The sequence below is a fragment of the Maribacter sp. UBA3344 genome, from assembly GCF_002362375.1.
GTDB lineage: Bacteria > Bacteroidota > Bacteroidia > Flavobacteriales > Flavobacteriaceae > Maribacter > Maribacter dokdonensis.
Genome location: NZ_DERI01000030.1, coordinates 61,822 through 85,625, shown reverse-complemented (window position 1 = coordinate 85,625; position 23,804 = coordinate 61,822). Strand labels below are relative to the sequence as shown.

Genomic DNA, 23,804 nt, shown 5'->3' with positions numbered 1-23,804 from the left:
AATGACCTACGTTTTATCTACAATTGTTGAAGAAGCTTGGGCGGTGGGCATAACTACCAAATCTGCAATATTTACATGATATGGCCTGGTAACTACAAAATAAATAATATCGGCAATATCCTCTGGTTTTAAAGGTTGAAAACCCTTGTAAACACTATCTGCCCTTTCTTCATCTCCCTTGAACCTTACATTACTGAACTCGGTTTCTACCAAACCAGGGTTAACGGCACCAACACGTACACCTGTACCGTTTAAATCTATCCGCATACCTTGGTTAATGGCATCAACGGCATGCTTACTGGCGCAATACACATTTCCTTTTGGGTACACTTCTTTACCTGCAGTTGAACCAATATTGATGATATGCCCAGATTTACGCGCTATCATTTGCGGTAGCAATGCCTTTGAAACATATAGCAAACCCTTTACATTAATATCAAGCATGGCATCCCAATCATCTATACTACCATCTTGTATGGTATCTAAACCATGGGCATTACCGGCATTGTTAATTAGAATATCTATTTGAGAAAATTCACTAGGTAAAGATGCTATGGCCGCATGAACAGCTTCCTTACTTCTAATATCAAAATTCAACGAATGAATTTGTACTTCTTTCCCCAATTCTTTTTCAAGGGCATCTAAACGGTCTTGTCTTCTACCGCACAACACCAAGTTTATTCCTTTTAAGGCAAAATGAATTGCCGTTGATTTTCCTATGCCGCTTGTAGCGCCTGTAATAAATGCTGTTTTTGTCATTTTCTTTTTTAATTATGCAACTTCGTGCCCCTCATTAGCCTCAAGTAAAATAAACCAATCCTGTAACTCCATGTCAATTTCAACGGCATCCATGGCTAGTTTCAACCGTTGTGGTGTTGCGGTACCAACCACAGGATGTATAGTACTTGGGTGTTTTAAAATCCATGCCAAGAGCAACTGGTCTTCTGTAGCGCCATACTTTTTGGTCAGGTCTGCCAATACCGTTTTTATCCTAAGATTTGCCTTGGAATCTTCCCTAAAATAACTTCCCAATGGGCTCCAGCTCATGGCTAGTCTGTCAAAAGTTACGCAGTCATCCAATGTTCCATCATTCATTACCCCATTGGACGAAAGTGAAAATTCTACTTGATTGGCTTCTACCTGAATCTCTTTCTCTATCAATTGTATTTGGGAAGGTGAGAAATTGGACACTCCAAATTGTTTGATCTTTCCTTCAATTTTTAGTTTATCTATTGCTTCGGCAATTTCTGAAGGATCCATTAAAGGGCTTGGCCTATGTAACAAGAGTAAATCCAAATAATCTGTCTGTAGCATTTTTAATGACCTTTCTACAGATGAAATAATGTAGCTGGCATTATAATCATAGTGCTTAACCCTATTACTTCTTTCTTTTACGTTGAATTGAATTCCGCATTTACTTATAAGCTGAACATCTTCTCTCTTGATACTACTCTTACTAAAAGCCTTACCAAAATCTTCCTCATTTGTATAATCTCCATAAATATCGGCATGATCAAACGTAGTAATCTTATTTTCAACACAATGGTTCATTAAAGCTATCATTTCAGCAGTAGAAAGTTGTTTTCCCCATTTGCCCCAGGTCATAGTTCCTGCAATTATTCTTGAATATTTCAATATATTGTATTTTGTTTAATGAAATTAAAAAGAAATACCTTAAAACGTTCATAAAAATAAGGGCTTTTCCAATTTTTTAACCTATCATTAACAGCGACTGACTGAATTAATTTTCAATTTGCATAACTGTTAAAATTAGAAGCCTTAACAATCAATAATATAATATTTTAAATGGAAGAAAATACCTCAATTGACATTAGTGCAGTAAATGAGAAAATTGCTCAAGAAAGCGCTTTTATCGATTTATTGATGCTTGAAATGAATAAAGTGATCGTTGGCCAAAAATATATGGTTGAACGATTATTAATTGGACTTTTAGGACAGGGCCACATATTATTGGAAGGTGTTCCGGGGCTAGCAAAAACATTAGCGATCAACACTTTATCAAAAGCTGTAAAAGGTAGTTTTAGCAGAATTCAGTTTACACCCGATCTTTTACCCGCAGATGTTGTTGGTACCTTGATCTATAACATGAAACTGAATGATTTCTCAATAAAGAAAGGACCAATTTTCGCAAACTTTGTTCTTGCAGATGAAATTAACCGTGCTCCTGCCAAAGTACAGTCGGCACTGCTAGAAGCCATGCAAGAAAAGCAGGTGACCATTGGCGATGAAACCTTTGTACTTGACAAACCATTTTTAGTAATGGCAACACAAAACCCTGTAGAGCAAGAAGGTACATACCCATTACCAGAAGCACAAGTGGATCGTTTTATGTTGAAAACGGTTATTGACTATCCAAAAATAAACGAGGAGCAATTGATCATGCGCCAAAATTTAAAGGGCAGCTATGAAACGGTTAATCCTGTTGTTTCCATAGATCAAATACTTAGTGCACAAAAAGCCGTTCGTGAAGTGTATATGGACGAGAAAATAGAAAAATACATACTTGATCTTGTTTTCGCTACCAGATATCCGGAAAAATACAATTTAGAAAGCTTAAAGCCTTTGATCAGTTTCGGTGCATCTCCTAGGGGTAGTATCAATTTAGGTACTGCTGCCAAATGTTATGCCTTTATAAAAAGAAGGGGCTATGTTGTGCCAGAAGATGTACGTGCCGTAGTACATGATGTATTAAGACATAGAATAGGTATTACCTATGAGGCCGAAGCGGAAAATATTACTTCTGTTGATATCATCAACAAAATTGTAAACGAGATAGAGGTTCCTTAAATACAGTACAACTTATTCAGCATTTGCTTTTTATGCATTGATTTATTTTTGTGCTGAACCAATGATACTTAAAACGGAAACTGTAAACTGTTTACCTTACAATGGATACCAAAGAGCTACTCAAAAAAGTACGTAAAATAGAGATTAAGACAAGACGTCTTTCTGACCATATATTTGGTGGGGAATACCACTCTACCTTTAAGGGTCGCGGTATGACGTTTAGTGAAGTACGGCAGTATCAATTTGGAGATGATGTTAGAAATATAGATTGGAACGTAACCGCTCGTTATAACGAACCCTACATTAAGGTCTTTGAAGAAGAAAGAGAGCTGACCATGATGCTAATGGTAGACATTAGTGGTTCAGAATTATTTGGTACTACCAACCAGTTCAAAAATGAAATTGTGACGGAGATATCTGCCACTTTAGCTTTTAGCGCCTTACAAAACAATGATAAGGTAGGTGTAATATTATTCTCTGATCAAATAGAACTTTTTATTCCGCCCAAAAAGGGTAAAACGCATGTTCTGCGAATCATTAGGGAATTATTGGAGTTTAAGCCTAAAAGTAATAAAACCAACATTGCCCAAGCGCTGAAATTTTTGAGCAGTGTCATGAAGAAAAAAGCCATTGTTTTTGTGCTTTCTGATTTTATTGATGAAGGATATGAGAAAACTTTAAAGATTACAGGTAGCAAACATGATGTCACGGGTATCCGTATTTATGATGAGCGTGAAGAATCTATTCCCAACTTGGGCATGGTACAAATGGAAGATGCCGAAACGGGCAAATTGCAATTGGTGAATACCAAATCTAAAAAAGTACGCAATGCCTATGCTGAGTTTCACAGAGAGCGTGTTACGTATTTCAAGGATTCTTTTACAAAATCAGGTTGCGGTGTTTTAGACTGTAGGGTAGATGAAAGTTATGTGAAAAAATTATTGGGCTATTTTAAAAGAAGAGGTTGATACGAATGAGTTATACTAATAGAACAAATAAAATAGGTGTATCGTACTTTTTACGTGTATTACCCGTATTCGTATTTCTATTATGCGGCTCTAAAATGAGCGCTCAAGAAAGTCCACGAATATCCACTGAGATAGATACAACTTTTATAAAAATAGGTGAACAGGTTCAATGGAAGGTTACCGTAGATATAGATTCTACAGACTTTGTAATTTTTCCTGAAGGGCAAACATTTTCGCCATTGGAAACCGTAGAAGCCTTTGCAACGGATACCACTAGAAATAAGGATCGGCTTACGCTCCAAAAAATATACGCATTAACCCAATTTGATTCTGGCGCCTATAAATTACCATCTCAACGTATTGACATCAACGGTACCGGTTTTATGACCGATTCTTCTTTGATCAATGTAGCTACGGTTCCTGTAGATACCCTGAATCAGAAAATGTATGACATAAAACCAATAATCAATGTAGAAAAAAGTAATTATACCTTTTGGAAATACCTACTTATCGGTCTTTTGATCCTTTTGATTTTAGGAGCACTTTTCTACTGGTTCGTCTTACGCAAAAAACCATTGACCGAAGAAGAAAAAGTAGCACTGTTACCACCTTACGACAGGGCATTACTTGAACTTAAAAAGTTAGAAAACTCCAAGTATTTAATTCAAGATGAATACAAGCAATATTATTCTGAATTAACCACCATTGTACGTTCATACTTAGAAGAAGATGCCCACGTAACTGCTTTAGAGAGTACCACCGGTCAACTGATCGAAAAGTTAGAACTACTAAAGGATGCTGGCGAATTAAAACTAGATGATGATACTATAAAACAGTTTCAACAAATTTTACAAACGGCAGATTTAGTAAAATTCGCAAAGAACAAACCTTCTACATCTGTTGCTGAACAAGATCGAAAACTGGTTGAGCAAATAGTAGAAAAAACACACGAGGCTTTACCTGAACCTACAGAAGAAGAATTGCTGGAGCAAGCTGAATACCAAGAAGAATTAGAGCGAAAGGCAAAAAAGAAAAAAATACAAATTGCCGTAATATCCGTAGTAGCCGTAATATTGATAGGTTTTACCATTGCCGGTGTTAAATTTGGTTTCGGTTATTTAAAAGACACTGTTCTGGGCCACCCAACAAAAGAGCTTTTAGAAGGTGAATGGGTACAAAGTAGCTATGGTTTTCCGCCAATACAATTAGAAACCCCACAAGTACTGGTACGCCAAAAGATAAAATTACCGGCAGAAGCAAAAGCTGCCATAGCGGATATTCAAGCTTTTGAATATAGAAGTCCAATTGCACTTTTTAACATTGGTACAACCAGCATCACTTTAGCACAACAAGATGTAGAACCAGAATTTGATAAGACCATTGAACAAATACTATCAAATTTTGAAAGTCAGGGAGCTAAGAACATCATTACCAAACAAGAGGAATTTAGCACTATTAGCGGGGTAAAAGGTGTTAAGGTTTTTGGTAGTGGCAAGTTTCCTATGCCCGGATCGGAAGAATTAATTGATGGCGAATATGCAGTATTACTTTTTGGCGGAAAAGGCTTTCAACAATATGTAATACTCACCTGGCTAGAAGAAGACACATACGCACAAGAAATAGTAGACCGTATTTTAACATCGGTAGAAGTAAAAACAGAAGCATAAATGTTCGATAATATATCATTTGCAAATCCTGATTTCTTTTGGCTGTTCCTATTACTGCCATTGGCAATTGTGTGGTATATCTTTAAACAAAAAGAGCAAACTGCATCACTACGAATTTCTAGTGCCAAAGGATTTAGCCATAACAGTATTTTACCAAAACTTAAACCATTACTTTTCTTATTAAGATTACTGGCTTTGGGCGCCATTATAGTTGCGCTGGCAAGACCACAGACCGAGGATATTTCTACCAGAACAAAAACTACAAAGGGTATTGATATTGTTATGGCCATAGACGTGTCTTCAAGTATGTTGGCACGCGATCTAAAACCCAATAGATTATCTGCATTAAAGAAAGTTGCCGCAGATTTTATAAAAGAGAGACCAAACGATCGTATAGGTCTTGTTGTATATGCCGGTGAAGGTTACACAAAAACACCTATTACCACAGACAAATCTATAGTGCTCAATGCGCTGTCTGAAATTACTTATGGGCAATTGGACGACGGTACTGCCATTGGTATGGGGCTGGCAACCTCTGTAAACCGACTTAAAGAGAGTACGGCAAAAAGTAAAATTATCATTTTATTGACCGATGGTGTAAACAATTCTGGTTTTATAGAGCCGCAGACGGCTGCAGACCTAGCTATTGAATTTGGCATTAAAACGTATACCATCGCTATAGGAACTAACGGAAATGCTTTAACTCCCATACAATACAATCCAGATGGTTCTTTTAGATATGGCATGAGACAAGTAGAAATCGATGAAAATCTTCTAAAAGATATTGCAAGTGCTACGGGCGGTAGATATTTTAGAGCTACGGACAATGAGTCATTGGAAGAAATCTACGATGAGATCAATAAGTTAGAAAAAACCGAAGTAGAGGAATTTAAATATTATCGTTACGAAGAGAAATTTAGATTTTGGGCACTTTTGGCACTAGGGTTGCTTTTGTTAGAATGGATATTAAGAAACACGGTATTTAGAAGCTTTGTATAATATGATACAGTACGACGAAAAAATATATTTCTATTTGCTTATTATCATTCCGGTGATAGTGGTACTGTTCCTTTTGTTACTGGTTTGGAAAAAGAGAACACAGAAAAAATTTGCCAATACCGATCTATTAAAAAGGCTAACGCCTAACCGTTCATACAATAAAGGCGGTATTAAACTTGTGGTATTTATATTGGCCTTGGCTTTATTGATCATTGGTTTGGTCAACCCTAAAATTGGCACGAAACTAGAAACCGTTAAACGCGAAGGGGTGGATATTGTTTTTGCTGTTGATGTCAGTAAAAGTATGCTGGCAGAAGACATTGCCCCCAATCGTTTGGAGAAGGCAAAACGTTTGGTCTCCGAAATTATCAACCAACTGGCAAGCGATAGAATAGGTATAATTGCCTATGCTGGCCAAGCCTACCCGCAATTACCTATTACTACTGATTATGGCGCTGCAAAGATGTTTTTGCAGAGTATGAATACAGATATGCTAACATCACAAGGTACGGCAATTGACCAAGCTATTGAATTGGCCACTACGTACTACGATGATGCCGAACAAACCAACCGGGTTCTATTTATAATTTCTGATGGTGAAGATCACTCAGAAGGATCAACTATAGACGCTGTTGAAGATGCTGCAGATGAAGGTATCATTATTTATACCATTGGTGTTGGTAAAGAAAAGGGAGCTCCAATACCCATTAAAAGAAACGGTATACTAGAAAGCCTGAAGAAAGATAGTCAAGGTGAAACCGTAATTACAAAATTAAACGAGAGTGTTCTAGTAGATATAGCAAGTGAAGGTGACGGACAATATATTGACGGGTCTAACACTGATGCTGCCGTCGAGTTCATAAAAGAAGAATTGTTGAAAATGGATAAAAAAGAATTTGAAGCCAAACAATTCGCAGAATATAAAGATCAGTTTCAATGGTTTATTGGCGGGGCACTATTGCTTCTCTTTTTAGATATTTTTATCTTGGACCGCAAGACAAGCTGGTTAAAGAAACTCAATTTGTTCAATGAGAAAAGAAATGAATAACACAAGCACAATTTTAGTATTACTTCTTGTTTGCTTTTCATCTTTTGCTCAAGAGGTAGACGAGAAGGAAAAAGAAAAAGCTTTAAGGTTATCTACCAATTTAACTTGGGATGGTAACAAGGCTTTATCAGAAGACAATTTTATTGCCGCCGAAGTAGATTACAGAAAAGCGATTTCCAAAAGCCCGGATAATAGCGCTGCACCCTATAATTTAGGTAATGCTTATTATAATAACGAAACGTATAATGAAGCATTTAGTAGGTTTAAGGAAGCTGGTGAAACCTCTACCTCCAAAGCTGACAAACACAAAGCCTACCATAATATGGGCAATGTTTTCATGAAACGTAAAGATTACGCTAAAGCTGTTGAAGCATATAAGGAAGCATTGCGTAACGATCCAACCGATGAGGAAACCCGTTATAACCTAGCTTTGGCAAAAGAGCTTCTTAAAAAAGATCAAGACGAAAATAAACAGAACCAAGACGATAAGGACAAGGACAAAGAGGATCAAGACGAGAATAAAGATCAAGACAAAAAGGACGAAGGAGAAAACGAGGATAAGAAAGATCAAGGTGACGACGGTGACAAGGGTGATGAAGGGGATCAAGACGAAGAGAAAAAAGACGATAATAGTGAAGGTGACGGGGACAATAAGTCTGATCAACAAAAAAAGCCTGAACAAGGTGATGGAGAAAATGAACAGAACCAACAACAACCCAGACCTAACCAACTTTCCAAGCAACAAGTTGAGAACTTATTAAGGGCAATGCAAAATGCCGAGAAAAAGGTTCAAGATAAGATTGATGCCAAGAAAGTAAAAGGTGCTAAAATTAAAAACGAAAAGGATTGGTAGACTTTAAGTCCATAACTAAGCTAGGGTTAGTATTAACCGTTTTTCTATCATCTGTTTTGATGATGGCCCAAGGCAGTAATGACGTTACTTTTGAAATGAAGTTGAGCAAACCAAAGCTTGGCATCAATGAAAGGTTAAGGGTAGACTTTGTCATGAACCGTGATGGTGATAATTTTAGTCCTCCGGACTTTACTGGGTTCAAAGTTATTATGGGTCCGTCGCAATCTATAAGTTCATCTTGGATCAACGGGGTTAGAAGTTATTCCAAATCATATTCATACACCTTGGCACCTACCGCCAGGGGTAAGTTTACCATAAAACAGGCTACTATTGTCATTGGTGGCGAGACCTATAAATCACTAGCGCAAGATGTTGAGGTTACTGCCGCGGTAGACAAACCAAGCGATCAAATGACCGCTGATGATATAGCCGATGAAAATTTACATTTAGTTGCAGAAGTCTCTAAATCCAACCCATATTTAAACGAAGCTATTACGGTTATTTACAAGTTGTATGTGAGTCCTAACATTAGTGTATCCAACTATCAACCGTTAGACAATCCTACTTACAATAATTTTTGGAGCCAAGACATTAAAGTGAATGCCCTAAGTGCCCAAAATGGCACATATAAGGGAAAACCTTATCGTTATGTCATATTAAAACGTGTAGTATTGTATCCCCAAAAATCCGGTAAATTAGATATAGAACCCTTATCCCTAGATGTTACCGTAGACGTACCCACAGGAAGAAGAGATTTCTTTGGTCAACGTATGTACGCTCAAACAAATAAAACCGTATCTGCCGGTAATAGGACTATTAATGTAAAACCTTTACCATTAGATAATCAACCCGCCAATTTTAACGGCGCCGTTGGCGATTTTGATTTTGCCGTAACTACTAGTAAAACAAGTTTAAATGCCTCTGAATCTTTGCAAGCTACCGTAGAAGTTAGTGGAAAAGGAAATCTTAAACTGTTTAAGCTTCCTGAACTTGAACTTCCAAGTGCCTTAGAAGTTTATGAGCCAGAATTTACGGAAGGGGTCAGAACTACATTGGCCGGCATGCAGGGTAAGGTAAGCAACCAATATACCATTGTACCATCATTTAGAGGAAAATACCCTATTCCATCTTTAAACTTTAGCTATTTTAATCCATCAACAGGTAAATATGCCACACTTACCTCAGATGAAATAGTAATCAATGTTTTAGAAGGACCTCTAAGCGCATCTTCCAATGCTTCCGCTTCTACCAATAATCAAAAACAATCGGTTGTTGCCAGTGGAAATCAATTCAATTTTATTAAGTTGAATCCTAATTTAACCGGAAAAGGTTATTCATATTTCTTTGGTTCCACCTCATTTTACCTTTGGTTGTTATGCCCATTATTATTAATCCCTATTGCAATAGTATTTAGAAAGAAGAGAGATGCAATGGCCGGCGATATTGTAGGTAATAAAATAAGAAAGGCAAACAAATTGGCACGTAAATATTTATCTGCGGCCAGAAAAGAATTGGGTAACAAAGACTCCTTTTATATTGCCTTAGAAAGAGCTCTTCATAATTACCTGAAAGCCAAGTTAAAAATTGAGACTTCTGAGTTCAGTAAAGATAAAATTACCGAATTACTCACTGAAAAAAATATAGACCCTACCACTGTTGATAGTTTTATAGCATTACTTAAAAACTGCGAAGCTGCTAGGTACAGTCCTTTTTCAAACGTACAGATGCAGGCAGATTATGATAAAGCGAGCGAGGTAATTTCTATAATGGATAAACAATTATAAACATGTTCAAAAAGCTAGTTACTCTTATTGGCCTATTTATGGTTCTACTGTGTACCGCTCAGAACGATCAATTGTTTGAGCAGGCTACCGATGCATATAATGCGGGAGATTATGAGAAAGCGGTAAGTTTTTATAACAATATCCTGGATAATGGTAAGCATTCATCTGCCCTTTATTATAACCTGGGCAATGCTTATTACAAACAAAATAAGATTGCAGAAAGTATCTATTTCTATGAAAAAGCCCTGTTACTATCGCCAAATGATCAAGAAATAAAAACAAATCTTAGCTATGCTCAAAATATGACCATAGACGCTATTGATACCATGCCCGAGACTGGTTTGGCTAGACTTTATAAAAACGTTACCGGTAAACTAACCTTTGACCAATGGGCATATTTGGGAGTAATCTTCATGTTCCTTTTTGTACTACTTTATATTTTATTCTATTATTCCAACTATTCAACTAGGAAAAGATTTACGTTTATTGGTAGTTTACTCGCACTGTTTTTCTGTATAATTTCGGTATTGTTTGCTTACGTGCAAAGAGCTGATTTTGATAAAGACCAACCAGCAATTGTTTTTGCAGAAGAGAGTACCGTTAAAGCGGAACCCAATACCAATAGCGCTGAAGTTTTTGTAATACATGCCGGTACAAAGGTGAATGTTCTAGACCAATTGGAAGACTGGAAAAAAATTAAACTAACGGACGGTAAAACAGGTTGGTTACCGCAAGATGATATAAGATTGTTAAAGGATTTTTAGTACCTTGTTAACAGTTTATACCCGTTTGGGTACTATCTTTACCTTTCTTATTTTAGTATATGCAATTAATCGCACGTTTAACTCTTTTAATATTTTGGCTTTTTGCAATTACTGCACCAAGCATTATTACCCTGTGCGATGTTGAAAACCCTATTGTTATTACCAATTTAAACGAAGAAGAGCAAGAATCCGGTAAAAAATCCTTAGGGGAAGAAAAATTTGTAAATGAAAATTTTATTGATTTTTCATTCATTTCAATTTATGAAAATTCCGTAATTGGAAACAATAATAAAATAGGATATCTAGATTTATATTTAGAAGTCTTTTCACCCCCGCCAGATTATATTAGTTAATTGTACCATTTTCAATATTTTAACTAATCTGTCCTTAGTTTAGGGCAAAATTTTGTATTTCATGTTCAAACATATTAAAAGTGATATTCCATCGAGTATCGTTGTATTTTTCGTTGCGCTACCTTTATGTTTAGGTATTGCATTAGCTAGTGGAGCTCCCTTATTTTCAGGGTTAATTGCCGGTATAATTGGAGGTGTCGTAGTCGGCGGACTTAGTGGCTCTAAAATTGGGGTTAGTGGTCCCGCTGCCGGATTGGCGGCAATAGTACTTACTGCCATTGGTACTTTGGGCGGTTATCAAAATTTCTTGGTTGCCGTGGTTTTAGGTGGAATTATCCAAATTATTTTCGGTGTTTTAAAAGCAGGGGTTATTGGTTATTATTTTCCATCTTCTGTAATTAAAGGCATGCTTACCGGTATAGGTATCATCATTATACTAAAACAGATTCCTCACTTTTTTGGCTATGACCCAGATCCAGAAGGTGATTGGGCATTTTTTCAAGTTGATGGTGAGAATACCTTTTCAGAAATAATAAATACAGTCAACAATATAAGTCCGGGTGCAACCCTTATTGCAATTATAGGACTATCTATTTTGTTACTCTGGGATAAGGTGCTGTCTAAAAAAGGAAAAATCTTCCAATTGGTACAAGGTCCTTTGGTAGCGGTTGCCGTTGGTATTATATTTTATATCGTCACCCAAGATAGTGAAGTACTTGGTATCTCTAAAGATCATTTGGTGAGTGTTCCAGTTCCTGAAGATGCAGCATCATTTATTGGTCAGTTCAGCTTTCCAAACTTTAGTGCCATAACCAATCCTCAGGTATGGGTAACAGGATTTACCATTGCCTTAGTAGCAAGTTTAGAAACATTGCTGTGTGTTGAGGCTACGGATAAGTTAGATCCACATAAAAATGTTACCCCAACAAACAGGGAATTATTAGCACAAGGTACCGGTAACATCATATCTGGATTGATCGGTGGTTTGCCTATTACACAGGTAATTGTTCGTAGTTCCGCGAACATTCAATCTGGTGGTAGAACCAAATTATCGGCTATCATACATGGATTCTTGTTGTTGATTTCGGTGATTTTAATCCCAACTTTGTTGAATATGATTCCGCTATCGGTTTTAGCTGCAATTTTATTTATTGTAGGTTTTAAATTAGCAAAACCATCGTTATTCATGAAAATGTACAAACTTGGCTGGAAACAATCTATTCCATTTTTTGTAACCGTATTAGGTATCGTATTTACGGATTTACTGGTAGGTATTAGTTTAGGTCTTGCTGTTGGTATTATCGTTATTCTTTTAAAAAATTACCAAAACTCTCATTTTTTGCATATTGAAGATAATAGTGATGGTAAAAACAAAATAAAAATGACTTTAGCAGAAGAAGTGACTTTTATTAACAAAGGAGCTATTTTAAAAGAACTTGACAGTTTACCCGAAGGAACCTACCTAGAATTGGATGTTATGAAAACTAGATATTTAGATTATGATATCATTGAAATTTTAGAAGATTTTAGTCTAAAGGCAAAGGAGAGAAATATTGATATTAAGTTAATTTCCAAAAGAGGTGTGGTTGAAAACCCTCCTAGCTATATTGAGTTTTTTAAGCAAAAACCAAAATCTAATTTAAGCTTAAGTTAAACAGTACCTTTAACACACAATAAAAAATAATGTCCATATTGCTTACCCAAACTTTATAAACGCTTAAGTTTATAACGCTGTTATAGCAGTAGTATTAGGAAGAAATTACTGGACAAATTAAAATATTAAAAACATTATGAAAGCACATACTAAAGAAACACAGGCTACAATGACTCCTGAAAAGTCATTAACTTTTTTAAAGGAAGGCAATGAAAGATTTCAAAACAACCTTAAAGCAAACAGAAATCTGTTAGAGCAGGTAAATGATACTAGTGAAGGACAATTTCCATTTGCAACCATATTAAGTTGTATTGACTCTAGAGTTTCTGCAGAACTGGTTTTCGACCAAGGACTTGGCGATATATTCAGTGTTAGAATTGCAGGTAATTTTGTAAACGAAGATATTCTTGGTAGCATGGAATTCGGTTGCAAATTAGCCGGAACCAAATTAATTGTTGTTCTAGGACATACTAGTTGTGGCGCTATCAAGGGAGCTTGTGATCACGCAAGGCTAGGAAACCTAACGGCATTGATCAATAAGATAGAACCAGCCGTAGAAGCCGTAACTGAACCAGCGGATGAAAGCATTAGAAATTCAAAAAATTTAGAATTTGTAGATAAAGTAGCAGCTAAAAACGTGGAGTTAACTATAGAGAATATAAGAAAACAAAGCCCGGTACTTGCAGAATTGGAAGAAAACGGAGAAATTAAGATTGTAGGTGCTATGTATGATATTGCTTCTGGAGCTGTAGAATTTTATGCATAACCGCAAATACATTTTAACAAAGTATTTAAAAAAACCGATGTACATACATCGGTTTTTTTATTAATGAATGTTCTATCTACATTTTTAATATAAAGGTATTTGTATCATTTTAATTCTATAAATTCTACTTAACCTATATAAACCGCCAAAAACATATTAAACCTCTTGTAAAAGTTTTAAATTTGCGGCTTTAATCAACATTTATGATTGATAATATAAAGAAAGAAATTGCCACAGTAGCTTCGTTCACAGCAGATAATATTGACGCTGTTGAGACATTTAGAATTAAATACCTTGGTAAAAAGGGTATTCTTAATGACTTTTTTGCTGAATTTAAGAATGTACCCAATGAACAAAAAAAGGAATTTGGGCAAACCATTAACGAACTTAAGCAAGCTGCAACTGCAAAAGTTGAGGAATTAAAAGAGGCTTTAGAGAATTCAAAAACAGATGAGCAGTTATATGGTGATTTGACTAGACCAGGTAATCCTATTGAACTAGGATCGCGCCATCCAATATCTATTGTAAAGAATAGAATCATTGATATTTTCTCAAGAATAGGTTTTAATGTTTCAGAAGGTCCTGAAATTGAAGATGATTGGCATAATTTCACCGCATTGAACTTACCGGAATATCATCCGGCAAGAGATATGCAAGATACATTCTTTGTACAAACTGATCCAGATATACTATTGCGTACCCATACCTCATCGGTTCAAGTACGTTATATGGAAAATAATAAGCCGCCTATACGAACTATTTCTCCTGGACGAGTATATAGAAACGAAGCCATTTCGGCTAGATCACACTGCTTCTTTCATCAAGTTGAAGGCTTATATATAGATAAAGATGTCTCTTTTGCCGATCTAAAGCAGACACTTCAATACTTTACCTCTGAACTTTTTGGGAAATCTAAAATTAGACTAAGACCTTCATATTTTCCATTTACTGAACCTAGTGCAGAAGTAGATGTTTATTGGGGGTTAGAATCAGAGGCAGACTATAGAATAACCAAAGGTACAGGTTGGTTAGAAATTGGTGGCTGTGGTATGGTTGATCCAAATGTATTGACCAACTGTAAAATTGACCCTAATGAATATTCTGGCTTTGCTTTTGGCGTAGGTATAGATCGTATTGCTATGCTTTTACATCAAATCACCGACATTCGTTTATTAAGTGAAAACGATGTTAGATTTTTAGAACAATTTAAAAGCGCCCTGTAAAACCATTACGTGAAAAAAGATATTGAAATACCGGTTGCCAAAGATGTCTATGTTGCCATGATCCGTGAATGGAACAAAGAGTTTTTGGATAAAGATTGGAATGCCTATATCATTAACGATCGCAACACTCCTATTGAGATGACCATGGTCGTTTCAAAAGGATATGATAAAGATCGTAAATCTTCAACTATGAGACATGGCATTGGTGATATGCAACCAAAATCTTTTAGAAAAATTGAAGTTGTTCAAGAAGATGTTCTAGGTTTGAACAATGAATTTTTTGTCACATTTTATGCCGATAATAAATTGTACGAAAAACGTTTTGTGTTTGAAAAAAATACGGTTAAAGAAAATAATTTAGTCCAAATTCAGCTTATAGATAAAGAAGGGATAATGGCTAAATAATAGGTTCTAAAGCAACCAACGCTGTTCGTTGGCGTCTTATGGATAAAAAATGAACCTAAAAACGGCAATTCTTTTTGTTTTACTTATTATAAACTATAGTTGTAATGTTTCTCAAGAAGGAACTGATTGCTCTTTAGTAGATTGTGCTATTGAACAGTGGTTTTCAATTGAACTGGTTGATGCCAGTGGCAATAATTTATTTACCAATGGTACCTACTCACTTTCTGAAATTTCAATAAACTATAATGAATCTGAAGTAGATGTAATACCTTTTAATTCAAACGATTTTCTAAATTTTATAGTTGAAAATAAAAGTGGAGAAAGCATTTATACCATACGATTTTCAGAATCTGAAATTGATACGTTAAATCTCAATTTGGTTGAATTAAATCAAACATCCGAGTGCTGTGGTCCTTACTTCGATATAGAAACCGCTACTTATAATACAACTGATTACAAAGTTTTACCTAACGAGAACCGTGATTTTTTTAAAATCACCATAATCAAACCATAATGGTAAATACTGCAGCACACTATTGGTAAAAACCTACACATCAGTTAGTTATGTATATTATATTTTACCAAATACCGTTTAAATATAATTTTAACAATTTTTAAGTTCTTTTGGTTTGCTTGCTACCGAACTAATCATACCTTTGTGGTTTCAAATTAAGAATGATGAACAAAGAACAAAGCAAACAAGTGTTAATTGAGGAGTTAGGAGTATACTTTGAGACAGAGTATGACCTACCCCCACTTGCTGCCAGAATATTTGCAAATCTTGTGGTAACCGATGAAGATGGATTAACGTTTGATGATTGCCTTGAAAAAAGAGGTGCTAGTAAAAGTTCCATTTCCACATCTTTAAACCTTTTACAACAAATTGGTTTTATCAACTATTTCACTAAATCTGGTGATCGTAAACGTTATTTTAAAGTTTCAGAAAAGGATGCATTCTTTAGTAATAAATTAAAACAATCATTAAAAAAATTAGAAACTGAATGCAAAATGATTGATAAAGTCGCTGAATATAATAAAGAGCACAACATTACAAAATATGAGGAAAACAAAGAGAAAAAAGAAATCTACCTTAACTGTTTAGAAGAAACTAGAAAGATTTTTAAACAAACTATTAATAATCTTAAAAAATTAGATGACTAATTTTTTTATTTAATTAGTTCGTTTATTACCGAACTTACAGAATTAACAAAACCTTAACACGCAAAAACAATCATACAAACAACAACTATCTATCATGAAAAAATTATCGATTATAGGAATATTAAGTTCTGCTCTACTATTGAGCTCTTGCTTTGGCTCATCTGAGCAACCGGCACAAGGTGCTACGGCACCACCGCCACCTAGTTTAAAAGTAGCGTCTCTAAGCCCCGAAACTATAACCGTTTACAACGAATTTTCAACCACCTTAGAAGGAAAGCAAAATGTTGAAATATGGCCAAAAGTATCAGGATTTGTACAAGAAGTTTATGTTGAAGAAGGGCAGAAAATAAAGAAAGGACAATTACTTTTTAAATTAGAAACTCAAACCTTAAATCAAGATGCCAATGCTGCTAAGGCTTCTGTTAACGTAGCACAAGTAGAAGTAAATAAATTGAAGCCTCTTGTTGAAAAGAACATTATCAGTGAAGTTCAATTAGAAACGGCAAAAGCCCAATTGGCTCAAGCAAAAGCCAACTATGAAAGTGTAGCTTCTAATATTGGCTATTCTAGAATAACTAGTCCTGTTGACGGTTATATTGGTGAAATTCCATTTAAAGTAGGCGCATTGGTCAGCTCTAATATGACCCAGCCTTTGACTACAGTTTCTGATATTAGTGAGGTACGTGCATACTTTTCCCTAAATGAAAAAGAGCTTTTGAAGCTTAAGGAGTCTATGCCTAAAAATGAGAAGAACCAAATGGACCTTAGCCAAGCTCCTAAAGTATCTTTAATTATGATCAACGGCGAAGAATATCCTGAAGAAGGAAAAATTGCAATGATCAATAACATTATTAATAGTTCAACGGGCAGTGTTACCGCTAGAGCGGATTTTGACAATAAAAACAACATGCTAAGCAGTGGTAGTACCGGTAAAATTAAATTACCCACAGTTTATGAAAATGCATTTGAAATTCCACAATCTGCTACCATAGATTTACAGGGTAAAAAACTAGTTTACATTCTTAAGGATGATAACACAGTAACCACACAACCGTTGAACATTATTGCAAATACGCAGCATGGTTTTATTATTAAAAACGGATTGGAACCAGGAACACAAATTGTTCTTGAAGGTGTTACAAAAATTAAAGACGGTATGACCATTTCTCCGGTTAAATAAACATCCGCTATTTCATAATACATAAATAAAGAACAATGTTTCAAAAATTTATTGATCGGCCAGTACTATCTACGGTTATATCGATTATTATAGTAATTCTAGGTGTCTTAGGTTTAAGTACCTTACCTATTGAGGAATATCCAGAAATTGCACCGCCAACAGTACAGGTAACTAGTACTTACACGGGTGCCAACGCAGAGACCGTACTAAAAAGTGTAGTAGTACCATTAGAAGAACAGATAAACGGTGTGGAAGACATGCTTTATATGACCTCTAATGCCAGTAACGATGGTAGTGCCACCATAAACGTCTACTTTAAATTAGGAACCGATCCAGATATTGCGGCGGTTAACGTTCAAAATAGAGTAGCTAGGGCAAATAGTGTATTACCACAAGCTGTAATACAAACAGGTGTAATTACACAAAAGTCACAAACAAGTGCCCTACTGTTCTTTTCATTATTTTCAGAAAATGATAATTATGATGCTACGTTCGTAGAAAACTATGCTCGTATTAACCTAGTACCTAAGCTTCAACGTATAGAAGGTGTGGGTAACGTAACGGTTTTTGGTGCCAAAGATTATTCTATGCGTATTTGGCTAGACCCAGCTAAGATGGCCGCTTATAAGCTTATGCCTTCTGATATTCAAGCAGCCTTAAACGAACAAAACCTTGAAGCAGCAACTGGTAAAATAGGTGAAAATGCGGATGGTGTTTATGAATATGTTCTTAAATATAAAGGTAGACTTTCTGAAGAAGAAGAATATGAGGACATCATAATTAGAGCTCAAGAAAACGGACAATTTTTACGCTTAAAAGATGTTGCAGAGTTAGAATTAGGAGCATTTAATTACGGTACCAAGAATGAAGGTATGGGTAACCCTGGAACAGCAGTTGGGGTTTTTCAAACTTCTGGGTCAAATGCAAACGAAATTATTGACCAAATACAGTCTATATTACAAGAGAGTCAACCAGATTTTCCTGACGGTTTAGATTATGTAATTCCATATAACACAAAAGATTTCTTAAGTGCCTCAATAGAGCACGTAGTACAAACCTTAATTGAAGCTTTTTTACTTGTATTCTTGGTTGTTTTCTTGTTCTTACAAGATTTCAGATCCACCTTAATTCCCGCAATTGCGGTACCTGTGGCCATTATAGGAACATTCTTCTTCCTATCCCTATTTGGGTATTCTATTAACATGTTGACCTTGTTCGCTATGATTTTGGCTATTGGTATTGTTGTAGATGATGCCATTGTAGTCGTAGAGGCGGTTCATGCTAAAATGGAGGAAGGTGCCACCAATGCAAAAACGGCAACGAAATCTGCGATGTCCGAAATATCCGGTGCCATTATTTCCATTACTTTGGTAATGTCAGCAGTATTTATTCCGGTATCATTCATTAGTGGTTCTTCTGGGGTATTCTACCAACAATTTGGTATTACATTGGCCATCGCCATATTAATTTCAGCAGTTAACGCTTTGACTTTGAGTCCGGCATTAGCAGCACTGTTCTTAAAACCACACAATCCATCAGAAGAACATAAAAAAGGATTGAAGCAACGTTTCTTTACAGCCTTTAACACTGGTTTTGATACTATAACCGACAAATATGTAGGATCCGTTAAAGTATTTGCCAAAAATAAATGGCTTACCATTGGTAGTTTAGTAGTATTCACGGTAATTACCATTTTCATGTTTAAGACCACACCTACCGGGTTTATACCAAATGAGGATAAAGGAATCATTTTTGCCGATGTTACTATGCCTCCTGGTACTACATTGGAAGAAACTCAAAGAACCGTTAAGCAATTAGATTCTATTTATGAATCAATGGATATTGTTAAAGCAAGAATGAACATTACTGGCTTTAGTATATTAAACAGTGTTAACGGGGGTTCTTACGGCTTCTCTGTAATTCGTTTACAAGATTGGGAAGAAAGAACAGAACCTTCACAAACTGTAGATGCTACCATTGGCCAATTGTTTGCTAAAACGGCAGGGTTAAAAAATGCCCGTATCTTTTTCTTTACACCTCCAGCGGTTAGAGGTTTTGGTAACTCGGCCGGTTTTGAGCTGAATCTACAGAATAAAGATGCAGAAGATTGGCAGTCTATTGGTCAAACGACCAATGAGTTTTTGGCAGCTTTAAATGCACGTCCGGAAGTTCAATATGCTATTACTTCCTTTAACCCTAATTTCCCACAATATGAGCTGCAAGTAGATATTGAAAAAACCAAGTCTGCAGGTTTAGCAGTAACTGATGTATTCAATGCTATGCAAGGATATTATGGAGGACTGTATACTACCGACTTTAATAAGTTTGGTAAGCAATATCGTGTCATGATACAGGCTAAACCCGAAGATAGGGCGAATGAGGAGTCACTGAACCACATCTTTGTGACCAATGCCAACGGAGAATCTGTTGCGGTGTCTCAATTTGTATCGCTACAAAAAATATATGGTCCTGAAATTGTTAGTAGATTCAACTTACTGAATTCTGTAAAGATTAACGGTGCCATGAATCCAGGTTATAGTACCGGTGATGCCATTACCGCTATAGAAGAAGTGTCTGCTCAGGTATTGCCCAATAATTACACCTATGAATACTCCGGACTTACCAAAGAAGAGAATAGCGCTGGTAGTCAAACCATCATCATATTTATATTGAGTTTGGTATTCGTGTATTTCTTGTTAAGTGCACAGTATGAATCTTATATACTGCCATTCTCCATTTTATTATCGCTTCCGGTAGGTATTGCAGGTGCCATTGGGTTTGTTAGCCTGTTTGGACTAGAAAACAATATTTATTTTCAAATTGCATTGATCATGCTGATCGGTCTGCTATCTAAAAATGCCATTCTAATAGTTGAGTTTGCGCTTCAGCGTAGAAAGCACGGCATGTCTATAATGGAATCTGCCATTGATGGTGCAAAAGCAAGGCTTAGACCAATTTTAATGACATCCTTTGCTTTTATCCTTGGTCTTTTACCATTGGCACTATCCAGTGGAATAGGCGCAGTAGGTAACAGGTCTATTGGTATGAGTGCCGTTGGCGGTATGTTGATCGGTACCATTTTCGGTGTATTCGTAATACCTGCGCTATATGTCATTTTCCAATCTATTCAAGAAAGATTTACCGGTGCTCCAAAAGAAGCCATAGAAAAATAAAGAACTATAGAAATCATGAATAAAATAATAGCAAATAAACTTATACTGGTAGCCATACTGCCACTGTTATTACAGTCTTGCTTTACGGCAAAAACGTATGAACGCCCTAGTGTAGAAACAGAGAATCTGTACAGAACAGATAATCTGCCACAAGACAGTATTTCTTTTGCCTCAGTGTCTTACAAGGATCTTTTTACAGATACTTACCTAAGAACTTATATTGCAAGAGGTTTACAGAACAATTTAGATATAAGAATTGCACTGCAGAACATTGCGGCCGCAGAGGCTTACGTTAAACAAGGCAAGGCTGGTTATTTACCTACCTTGAACGGTGCCGCAAGTGCTACAAGAACCGCTAGAACTAGTGAGAACGGACAATTCGGTAGCTTTTTTACGCAACCTTTTAACCAATTTGAAACCTCTGGAACGTTGTCTTGGGAGGCAGATATTTGGGGAAAGATCAGAAGTACAAAAAGGGCCAGTGATGCAAGTTACTTACAGACTGTTGCCGCTCATAGAGTGGTAAAGACAAGTCTGGTATCACAAATAGCAACTACCTACTATCAATTATTGGCTTTGGACAAACAAATTTCAGTTACCGAAGAAACTATTGAAACCCGCTCTAAAAGTTTAGAGACCATTACAGCTTTAAAAGAAGCCGGGCAAGAAAACCAGGTAGGCGTAGACCAAACAGCAGCGCAATTGTATAGTGCACAAAGTCAATTATTGGATCTTAAAAATGCCCTTTACAAAACAGAAAATACTTTAAGTATTCTTTTAAGTGAGGCACCACAAAATTATGACCGTGGAACTTTAGATGATCAAAAACTATCTGCCAACATGCAACTTGGTGTACCTGCACTTTTATTACGTAACAGACCAGACATTATGCAGGCGGAATACGGATTGGTAAATAGTTTTGAATTGACCAATGTTGCCAGAAGTAACTTTTACCCATCCATTACCCTATCCGCACAAGGTGGATTTCAAAGTTTAGAATTGGATAATTGGATAGATTCCAGCTCTATTTTCGCAAATTTAGTTGGCGGTCTAACCCAACCTATTTTCAACGGCAGAAAAGTAAGAACTGCCTATGAAGTAGCAAAAGCACAACAAGAGCAATCGCTATTAAGCTTTAAACAATCGCTTTTGGTTGCTGGAAAAGAAGTATCCGAAGCCTTATATGACTACAATATCTCTGTTGAAAAAGAGGCTTTTGTAAGCAAGCAAGTTGTTGCTTTGAAAAGAGCTGAAGATAATTCTGAAGAGTTATTGAACAGTGGTTACCTTACGTATTTGGACCTATTAACGGCAAGAGAAAACTCTTTAAACGCAGAACTAAGTTTAGTGGACAACAAACTTGATCAATTATCTGCTACAGTAGAATTGTATCGTTCCCTTGGCGGCGGATGGCAATAAATCTTTGCTTATAAAAAATGCAGAAAAAAACTGAATATATAGAACAGGCATTACTGCTTTTCTCTAAATATGGATGCAAAAGGGTCGGAATGGATGATGTGGCTGAGACCCTTGGCATCTCTAAAAAAACATTATATGAAGTTTTTGAAAATAAGAATAATCTAGTTCAGGAAAGTGTTTCTCTTTTGCTTAATCGTACCCATGATAAAATAAGCAGGTTTATTCTAATTTCTGACCAAGAGCCAAATCCGTTTAATAATATCATTCATATTTATAGTGTAGGACTTAAGGAACTTAGAAACCTGAGTCCTACATTTTTTTATAGTTTAAAAAAATATTATCCCCAGTCCTATATTCTTTACGAAAATTTTACCCAAGCCGTTGTTTGGACCTATGTATTAGATTTGCTTGAAGTGGCAAAGAACAAAGGCCTTTTAAAAGATAATATCAATCTTAAGCTCATATGCGAGTTATTTCTCATTCGAATAAATGAGGTTATATTGCCAAATAGAGACTTTTTTGATAGCTACAGTACAGAGGAACTACTGGAACACTTAATTATGGTACCCTTACATGGTATCAAAAAATAAAATGTGAATTACCGAAGTCCAAAACCTTTGGCCGCCCACCACGGGTGAATTTCTATTTTTAATCTACCCGCTTTTACCATGGGATCTGCGTTGGCCAAACTATCGGCAATTTCCATACTTGGTGTATTGTAAATAGTTATTCCCCTTATATCGCCATCATCACCAAATGGTCCAGAAATATCCGCATAGCCCAATTCATACATTTTACCCAAGTGTGCCATATGTAGCATTTGCAAACTATCCGCTACAGCTTTTGGCTGATCACGGTTTGGACCACTTTTTAAAAAAGCAATATAATACTCCTGCATAAGTACCGTGTCTTTGGTTTTCTCATCTACATAATCAAAAATCTGAAAACCCTTCTCAGTTAGTTCTGTTTTCAACTGTGCCGCCGATTTCTTTTCCTCATTGGGCACGTTAGGGCTTAATTCTACTTTCTTTTGATTACATGCCAAAATGAGCATCAATACCAGTATGCCAAAAAAAAGATTCTTACTTCCTACCATAGATTAAAAGGTGTTTTACTTAATTGGGAGTTATAATATTTTACCTCACCGGTGACCTCTACCCCCAACCAAGCTGGTTTTTCAAATAATTCATTCTCATCGTTCAATTCAATTTCAGCTACTGTCAAGCCTTCATTTTCATCACGGAATTCATCTACCTCATAAACATGGTTCCCTACCGGCACTTCATATCTATATTTATCTAGAATTCCTTTTTCACACAACTTCAACAGACTCTCAGCATCTACTATAGAAATTTCCTTTTCCCATTCAAACCTAGATGTACCTGAAGCATTGGATTTCCCCTTTACGGTAATAAAGCCTAAATCTCCCTTTATCCTAATTCTAATCGTTCTGTTGGGGTCCGTATTTAAAAAGCCTTGTACTATTCTAGTTTTAGACCTTGCTTCAGATTTATAATCTTCTGATCCTACCAAAAATTTACGCTCTATTTCTAACATATGAATGGGTAAAACTACTATT

The 23,804-nt window shown here is 36.0% G+C and carries 23 protein-coding genes; 19 read left to right on the top strand and 4 right to left on the bottom strand.

The features are described 5' to 3' along the window. Positions 1–6: 6 nt before the first annotated feature. Together B2Z27_RS18380 and B2Z27_RS18375 are read right to left on the bottom strand one after the other, a co-directional pair. Positions 7–759: an SDR family NAD(P)-dependent oxidoreductase gene (locus tag B2Z27_RS18380; protein ID WP_286814770.1), complete on the bottom strand. Its 753-nt coding sequence runs from the start codon at positions 757–759 to the stop codon at positions 7–9. Between the two features lie 12 nt (positions 760–771). Next, positions 772–1,635 carry an aldo/keto reductase gene (locus B2Z27_RS18375; RefSeq protein WP_244745395.1) on the bottom strand — a complete coding sequence of 288 codons (864 nt, stop codon included), beginning with the start codon at positions 1,633–1,635 and terminating at the stop codon, positions 772–774. Positions 1,636–1,806: 171 nt separating this feature from the next. Here B2Z27_RS18375 and B2Z27_RS18370 point away from each other — a divergent pair, with 171 nt between their 5' ends. The 19 genes from B2Z27_RS18370 to B2Z27_RS18280 all read left to right on the top strand — a co-directional run bounded on the left by B2Z27_RS18370 (position 1,807) and on the right by B2Z27_RS18280 (position 22,815). Next, positions 1,807–2,808, top strand: coding sequence for an AAA family ATPase (locus B2Z27_RS18370; protein ID WP_058104770.1), 1,002 nt, complete (start codon positions 1,807–1,809; stop codon positions 2,806–2,808). A gap of 101 nt (positions 2,809–2,909) precedes the next feature. Next, the gene (locus B2Z27_RS18365) at positions 2,910–3,776 is read left to right on the top strand and encodes a DUF58 domain-containing protein (RefSeq protein WP_210708877.1); all 867 of its coding nucleotides are present in this window, start codon (positions 2,910–2,912) and stop codon (positions 3,774–3,776) included. A 5-nt stretch (positions 3,777–3,781) separates the two neighbouring features. Beyond that, positions 3,782–5,443 (top strand): hypothetical protein, encoded by a 1,662-nt coding sequence (locus B2Z27_RS18360; protein ID WP_286814769.1) that lies wholly within the window; start codon positions 3,782–3,784, stop codon positions 5,441–5,443. Next, positions 5,444–6,442 (top strand): vWA domain-containing protein, encoded by a 999-nt coding sequence (locus tag B2Z27_RS18355; RefSeq protein ID WP_286814768.1) that lies wholly within the window; start codon positions 5,444–5,446, stop codon positions 6,440–6,442. A gap of 1 nt (position 6,443) precedes the next feature. Next, on the top strand, positions 6,444–7,490 hold the full coding sequence (locus B2Z27_RS18350) for a VWA domain-containing protein (protein WP_058104766.1): 1,047 nt from the start codon (positions 6,444–6,446) through the stop codon (positions 7,488–7,490). Continuing rightward, positions 7,483–8,343 carry a tetratricopeptide repeat protein gene (locus B2Z27_RS18345; protein WP_210708873.1) on the top strand — a complete coding sequence of 287 codons (861 nt, stop codon included), beginning with the start codon at positions 7,483–7,485 and terminating at the stop codon, positions 8,341–8,343. The genes B2Z27_RS18350 and B2Z27_RS18345 overlap by 8 nt, the downstream gene beginning before the upstream one ends. A 59-nt stretch (positions 8,344–8,402) precedes the next feature. Then, a complete protein-coding gene (locus B2Z27_RS18340) occupies positions 8,403–10,127 on the top strand; it encodes a BatD family protein (RefSeq protein ID WP_074670535.1) in 1,725 nt (574 codons plus the stop codon). Positions 10,128–10,129: 2 nt separating this feature from the next. Beyond that, on the top strand, positions 10,130–10,891 hold the full coding sequence (locus B2Z27_RS18335) for a tetratricopeptide repeat protein (protein WP_074670537.1): 762 nt from the start codon (positions 10,130–10,132) through the stop codon (positions 10,889–10,891). Positions 10,892–10,950: 59 nt separating this feature from the next. After that, positions 10,951–11,244, top strand: a complete 294-nt coding sequence (locus B2Z27_RS18330; protein ID WP_058104762.1) for a hypothetical protein — start codon at positions 10,951–10,953, stop codon at positions 11,242–11,244. Between the two features lie 61 nt (positions 11,245–11,305). After that, positions 11,306–12,898: a SulP family inorganic anion transporter gene (locus tag B2Z27_RS18325; RefSeq protein ID WP_286814767.1), complete on the top strand. Its 1,593-nt coding sequence runs from the start codon at positions 11,306–11,308 to the stop codon at positions 12,896–12,898. Between the two features lie 136 nt (positions 12,899–13,034). Continuing rightward, on the top strand, positions 13,035–13,664 hold the full coding sequence (locus tag B2Z27_RS18320) for a carbonic anhydrase family protein (protein WP_286814766.1): 630 nt from the start codon (positions 13,035–13,037) through the stop codon (positions 13,662–13,664). Between the two features lie 203 nt (positions 13,665–13,867). Then, positions 13,868–14,887 (top strand): phenylalanine--tRNA ligase subunit alpha, encoded by a 1,020-nt coding sequence (gene pheS, locus B2Z27_RS18315; RefSeq protein WP_058104759.1) that lies wholly within the window; start codon positions 13,868–13,870, stop codon positions 14,885–14,887. 9 nt (positions 14,888–14,896) lie between these two features. Next, positions 14,897–15,292: a hypothetical protein gene (locus B2Z27_RS18310; protein ID WP_286814765.1), complete on the top strand. Its 396-nt coding sequence runs from the start codon at positions 14,897–14,899 to the stop codon at positions 15,290–15,292. Positions 15,293–15,341: 49 nt separating this feature from the next. Then, positions 15,342–15,806 (top strand): hypothetical protein, encoded by a 465-nt coding sequence (locus B2Z27_RS18305; RefSeq protein ID WP_286814764.1) that lies wholly within the window; start codon positions 15,342–15,344, stop codon positions 15,804–15,806. Between the two features lie 161 nt (positions 15,807–15,967). Beyond that, positions 15,968–16,453: a GbsR/MarR family transcriptional regulator gene (locus tag B2Z27_RS18300; RefSeq protein WP_236973339.1), complete on the top strand. Its 486-nt coding sequence runs from the start codon at positions 15,968–15,970 to the stop codon at positions 16,451–16,453. A gap of 94 nt (positions 16,454–16,547) precedes the next feature. Continuing rightward, entirely contained in the window at positions 16,548–17,633 is a 1,086-nt protein-coding gene (locus tag B2Z27_RS18295) for an efflux RND transporter periplasmic adaptor subunit (RefSeq protein WP_099190772.1), read from the top strand. Positions 17,634–17,668: 35 nt separating this feature from the next. Next, positions 17,669–20,806: an efflux RND transporter permease subunit gene (locus tag B2Z27_RS18290; RefSeq protein ID WP_286814763.1), complete on the top strand. Its 3,138-nt coding sequence runs from the start codon at positions 17,669–17,671 to the stop codon at positions 20,804–20,806. A gap of 15 nt (positions 20,807–20,821) precedes the next feature. Continuing rightward, on the top strand, positions 20,822–22,225 hold the full coding sequence (locus tag B2Z27_RS18285) for a TolC family protein (RefSeq protein WP_286814762.1): 1,404 nt from the start codon (positions 20,822–20,824) through the stop codon (positions 22,223–22,225). Positions 22,226–22,242: 17 nt separating this feature from the next. Continuing rightward, positions 22,243–22,815, top strand: a complete 573-nt coding sequence (locus B2Z27_RS18280) for a TetR/AcrR family transcriptional regulator (protein ID WP_286814761.1) — start codon at positions 22,243–22,245, stop codon at positions 22,813–22,815. 8 nt (positions 22,816–22,823) lie between these two features. On the opposite strand, the gene B2Z27_RS18275 is transcribed toward B2Z27_RS18280, so the two are convergent. Together B2Z27_RS18275 and B2Z27_RS18270 are read right to left on the bottom strand one after the other, a co-directional pair. Further along, the gene (locus B2Z27_RS18275) at positions 22,824–23,321 is read right to left on the bottom strand and encodes a YciI family protein (protein ID WP_074670552.1); all 498 of its coding nucleotides are present in this window, start codon (positions 23,319–23,321) and stop codon (positions 22,824–22,826) included. Beyond that, the gene (locus tag B2Z27_RS18270) at positions 23,315–23,782 is read right to left on the bottom strand and encodes a CYTH domain-containing protein (protein WP_286814760.1); all 468 of its coding nucleotides are present in this window, start codon (positions 23,780–23,782) and stop codon (positions 23,315–23,317) included. Before B2Z27_RS18270 ends, B2Z27_RS18275 begins: the two co-directional genes overlap by 7 nt. Between the last annotated feature and the right edge of the window lie 22 nt (positions 23,783–23,804).

Bases quoted from the DNA above. Each gene is read 5' to 3' on its own strand.
- B2Z27_RS18285 (WP_286814762.1), top strand. From the start codon at position 20,822: ATGAATAAAATAATAGCAAATAAACTTATACTGGTAGCCATACTGCCA.
- B2Z27_RS18350 (WP_058104766.1), top strand. From the start codon at position 6,444: ATGATACAGTACGACGAAAAAATATATTTCTATTTGCTTATTATCATT.
- B2Z27_RS18355 (WP_286814768.1), top strand. From the start codon at position 5,444: ATGTTCGATAATATATCATTTGCAAATCCTGATTTCTTTTGGCTGTTC.
- B2Z27_RS18275 (WP_074670552.1), bottom strand. From the start codon at position 23,321: ATGGTAGGAAGTAAGAATCTTTTTTTTGGCATACTGGTATTGATGCTC.
- B2Z27_RS18340 (WP_074670535.1), top strand. From the start codon at position 8,403: ATGATGGCCCAAGGCAGTAATGACGTTACTTTTGAAATGAAGTTGAGC.
- B2Z27_RS18295 (WP_099190772.1), top strand. From the start codon at position 16,548: ATGAAAAAATTATCGATTATAGGAATATTAAGTTCTGCTCTACTATTG.
- B2Z27_RS18345 (WP_210708873.1), top strand. From the start codon at position 7,483: ATGAATAACACAAGCACAATTTTAGTATTACTTCTTGTTTGCTTTTCA.
- B2Z27_RS18300 (WP_236973339.1), top strand. From the start codon at position 15,968: ATGATGAACAAAGAACAAAGCAAACAAGTGTTAATTGAGGAGTTAGGA.
- B2Z27_RS18325 (WP_286814767.1), top strand. From the start codon at position 11,306: ATGTTCAAACATATTAAAAGTGATATTCCATCGAGTATCGTTGTATTT.
- B2Z27_RS18290 (WP_286814763.1), top strand. From the start codon at position 17,669: ATGTTTCAAAAATTTATTGATCGGCCAGTACTATCTACGGTTATATCG.
- B2Z27_RS18280 (WP_286814761.1), top strand. From the start codon at position 22,243: ATGCAGAAAAAAACTGAATATATAGAACAGGCATTACTGCTTTTCTCT.
- B2Z27_RS18335 (WP_074670537.1), top strand. From the start codon at position 10,130: ATGTTCAAAAAGCTAGTTACTCTTATTGGCCTATTTATGGTTCTACTG.
- B2Z27_RS18360 (WP_286814769.1), top strand. From the start codon at position 3,782: ATGAGTTATACTAATAGAACAAATAAAATAGGTGTATCGTACTTTTTA.
- B2Z27_RS18380 (WP_286814770.1), bottom strand. From the start codon at position 759: ATGACAAAAACAGCATTTATTACAGGCGCTACAAGCGGCATAGGAAAA.
- B2Z27_RS18305 (WP_286814764.1), top strand. From the start codon at position 15,342: ATGAACCTAAAAACGGCAATTCTTTTTGTTTTACTTATTATAAACTAT.
- pheS (WP_058104759.1), top strand. From the start codon at position 13,868: ATGATTGATAATATAAAGAAAGAAATTGCCACAGTAGCTTCGTTCACA.
- B2Z27_RS18365 (WP_210708877.1), top strand. From the start codon at position 2,910: ATGGATACCAAAGAGCTACTCAAAAAAGTACGTAAAATAGAGATTAAG.
- B2Z27_RS18320 (WP_286814766.1), top strand. From the start codon at position 13,035: ATGAAAGCACATACTAAAGAAACACAGGCTACAATGACTCCTGAAAAG.
- B2Z27_RS18370 (WP_058104770.1), top strand. From the start codon at position 1,807: ATGGAAGAAAATACCTCAATTGACATTAGTGCAGTAAATGAGAAAATT.
- B2Z27_RS18330 (WP_058104762.1), top strand. From the start codon at position 10,951: ATGCAATTAATCGCACGTTTAACTCTTTTAATATTTTGGCTTTTTGCA.
- B2Z27_RS18270 (WP_286814760.1), bottom strand. From the start codon at position 23,782: ATGTTAGAAATAGAGCGTAAATTTTTGGTAGGATCAGAAGATTATAAA.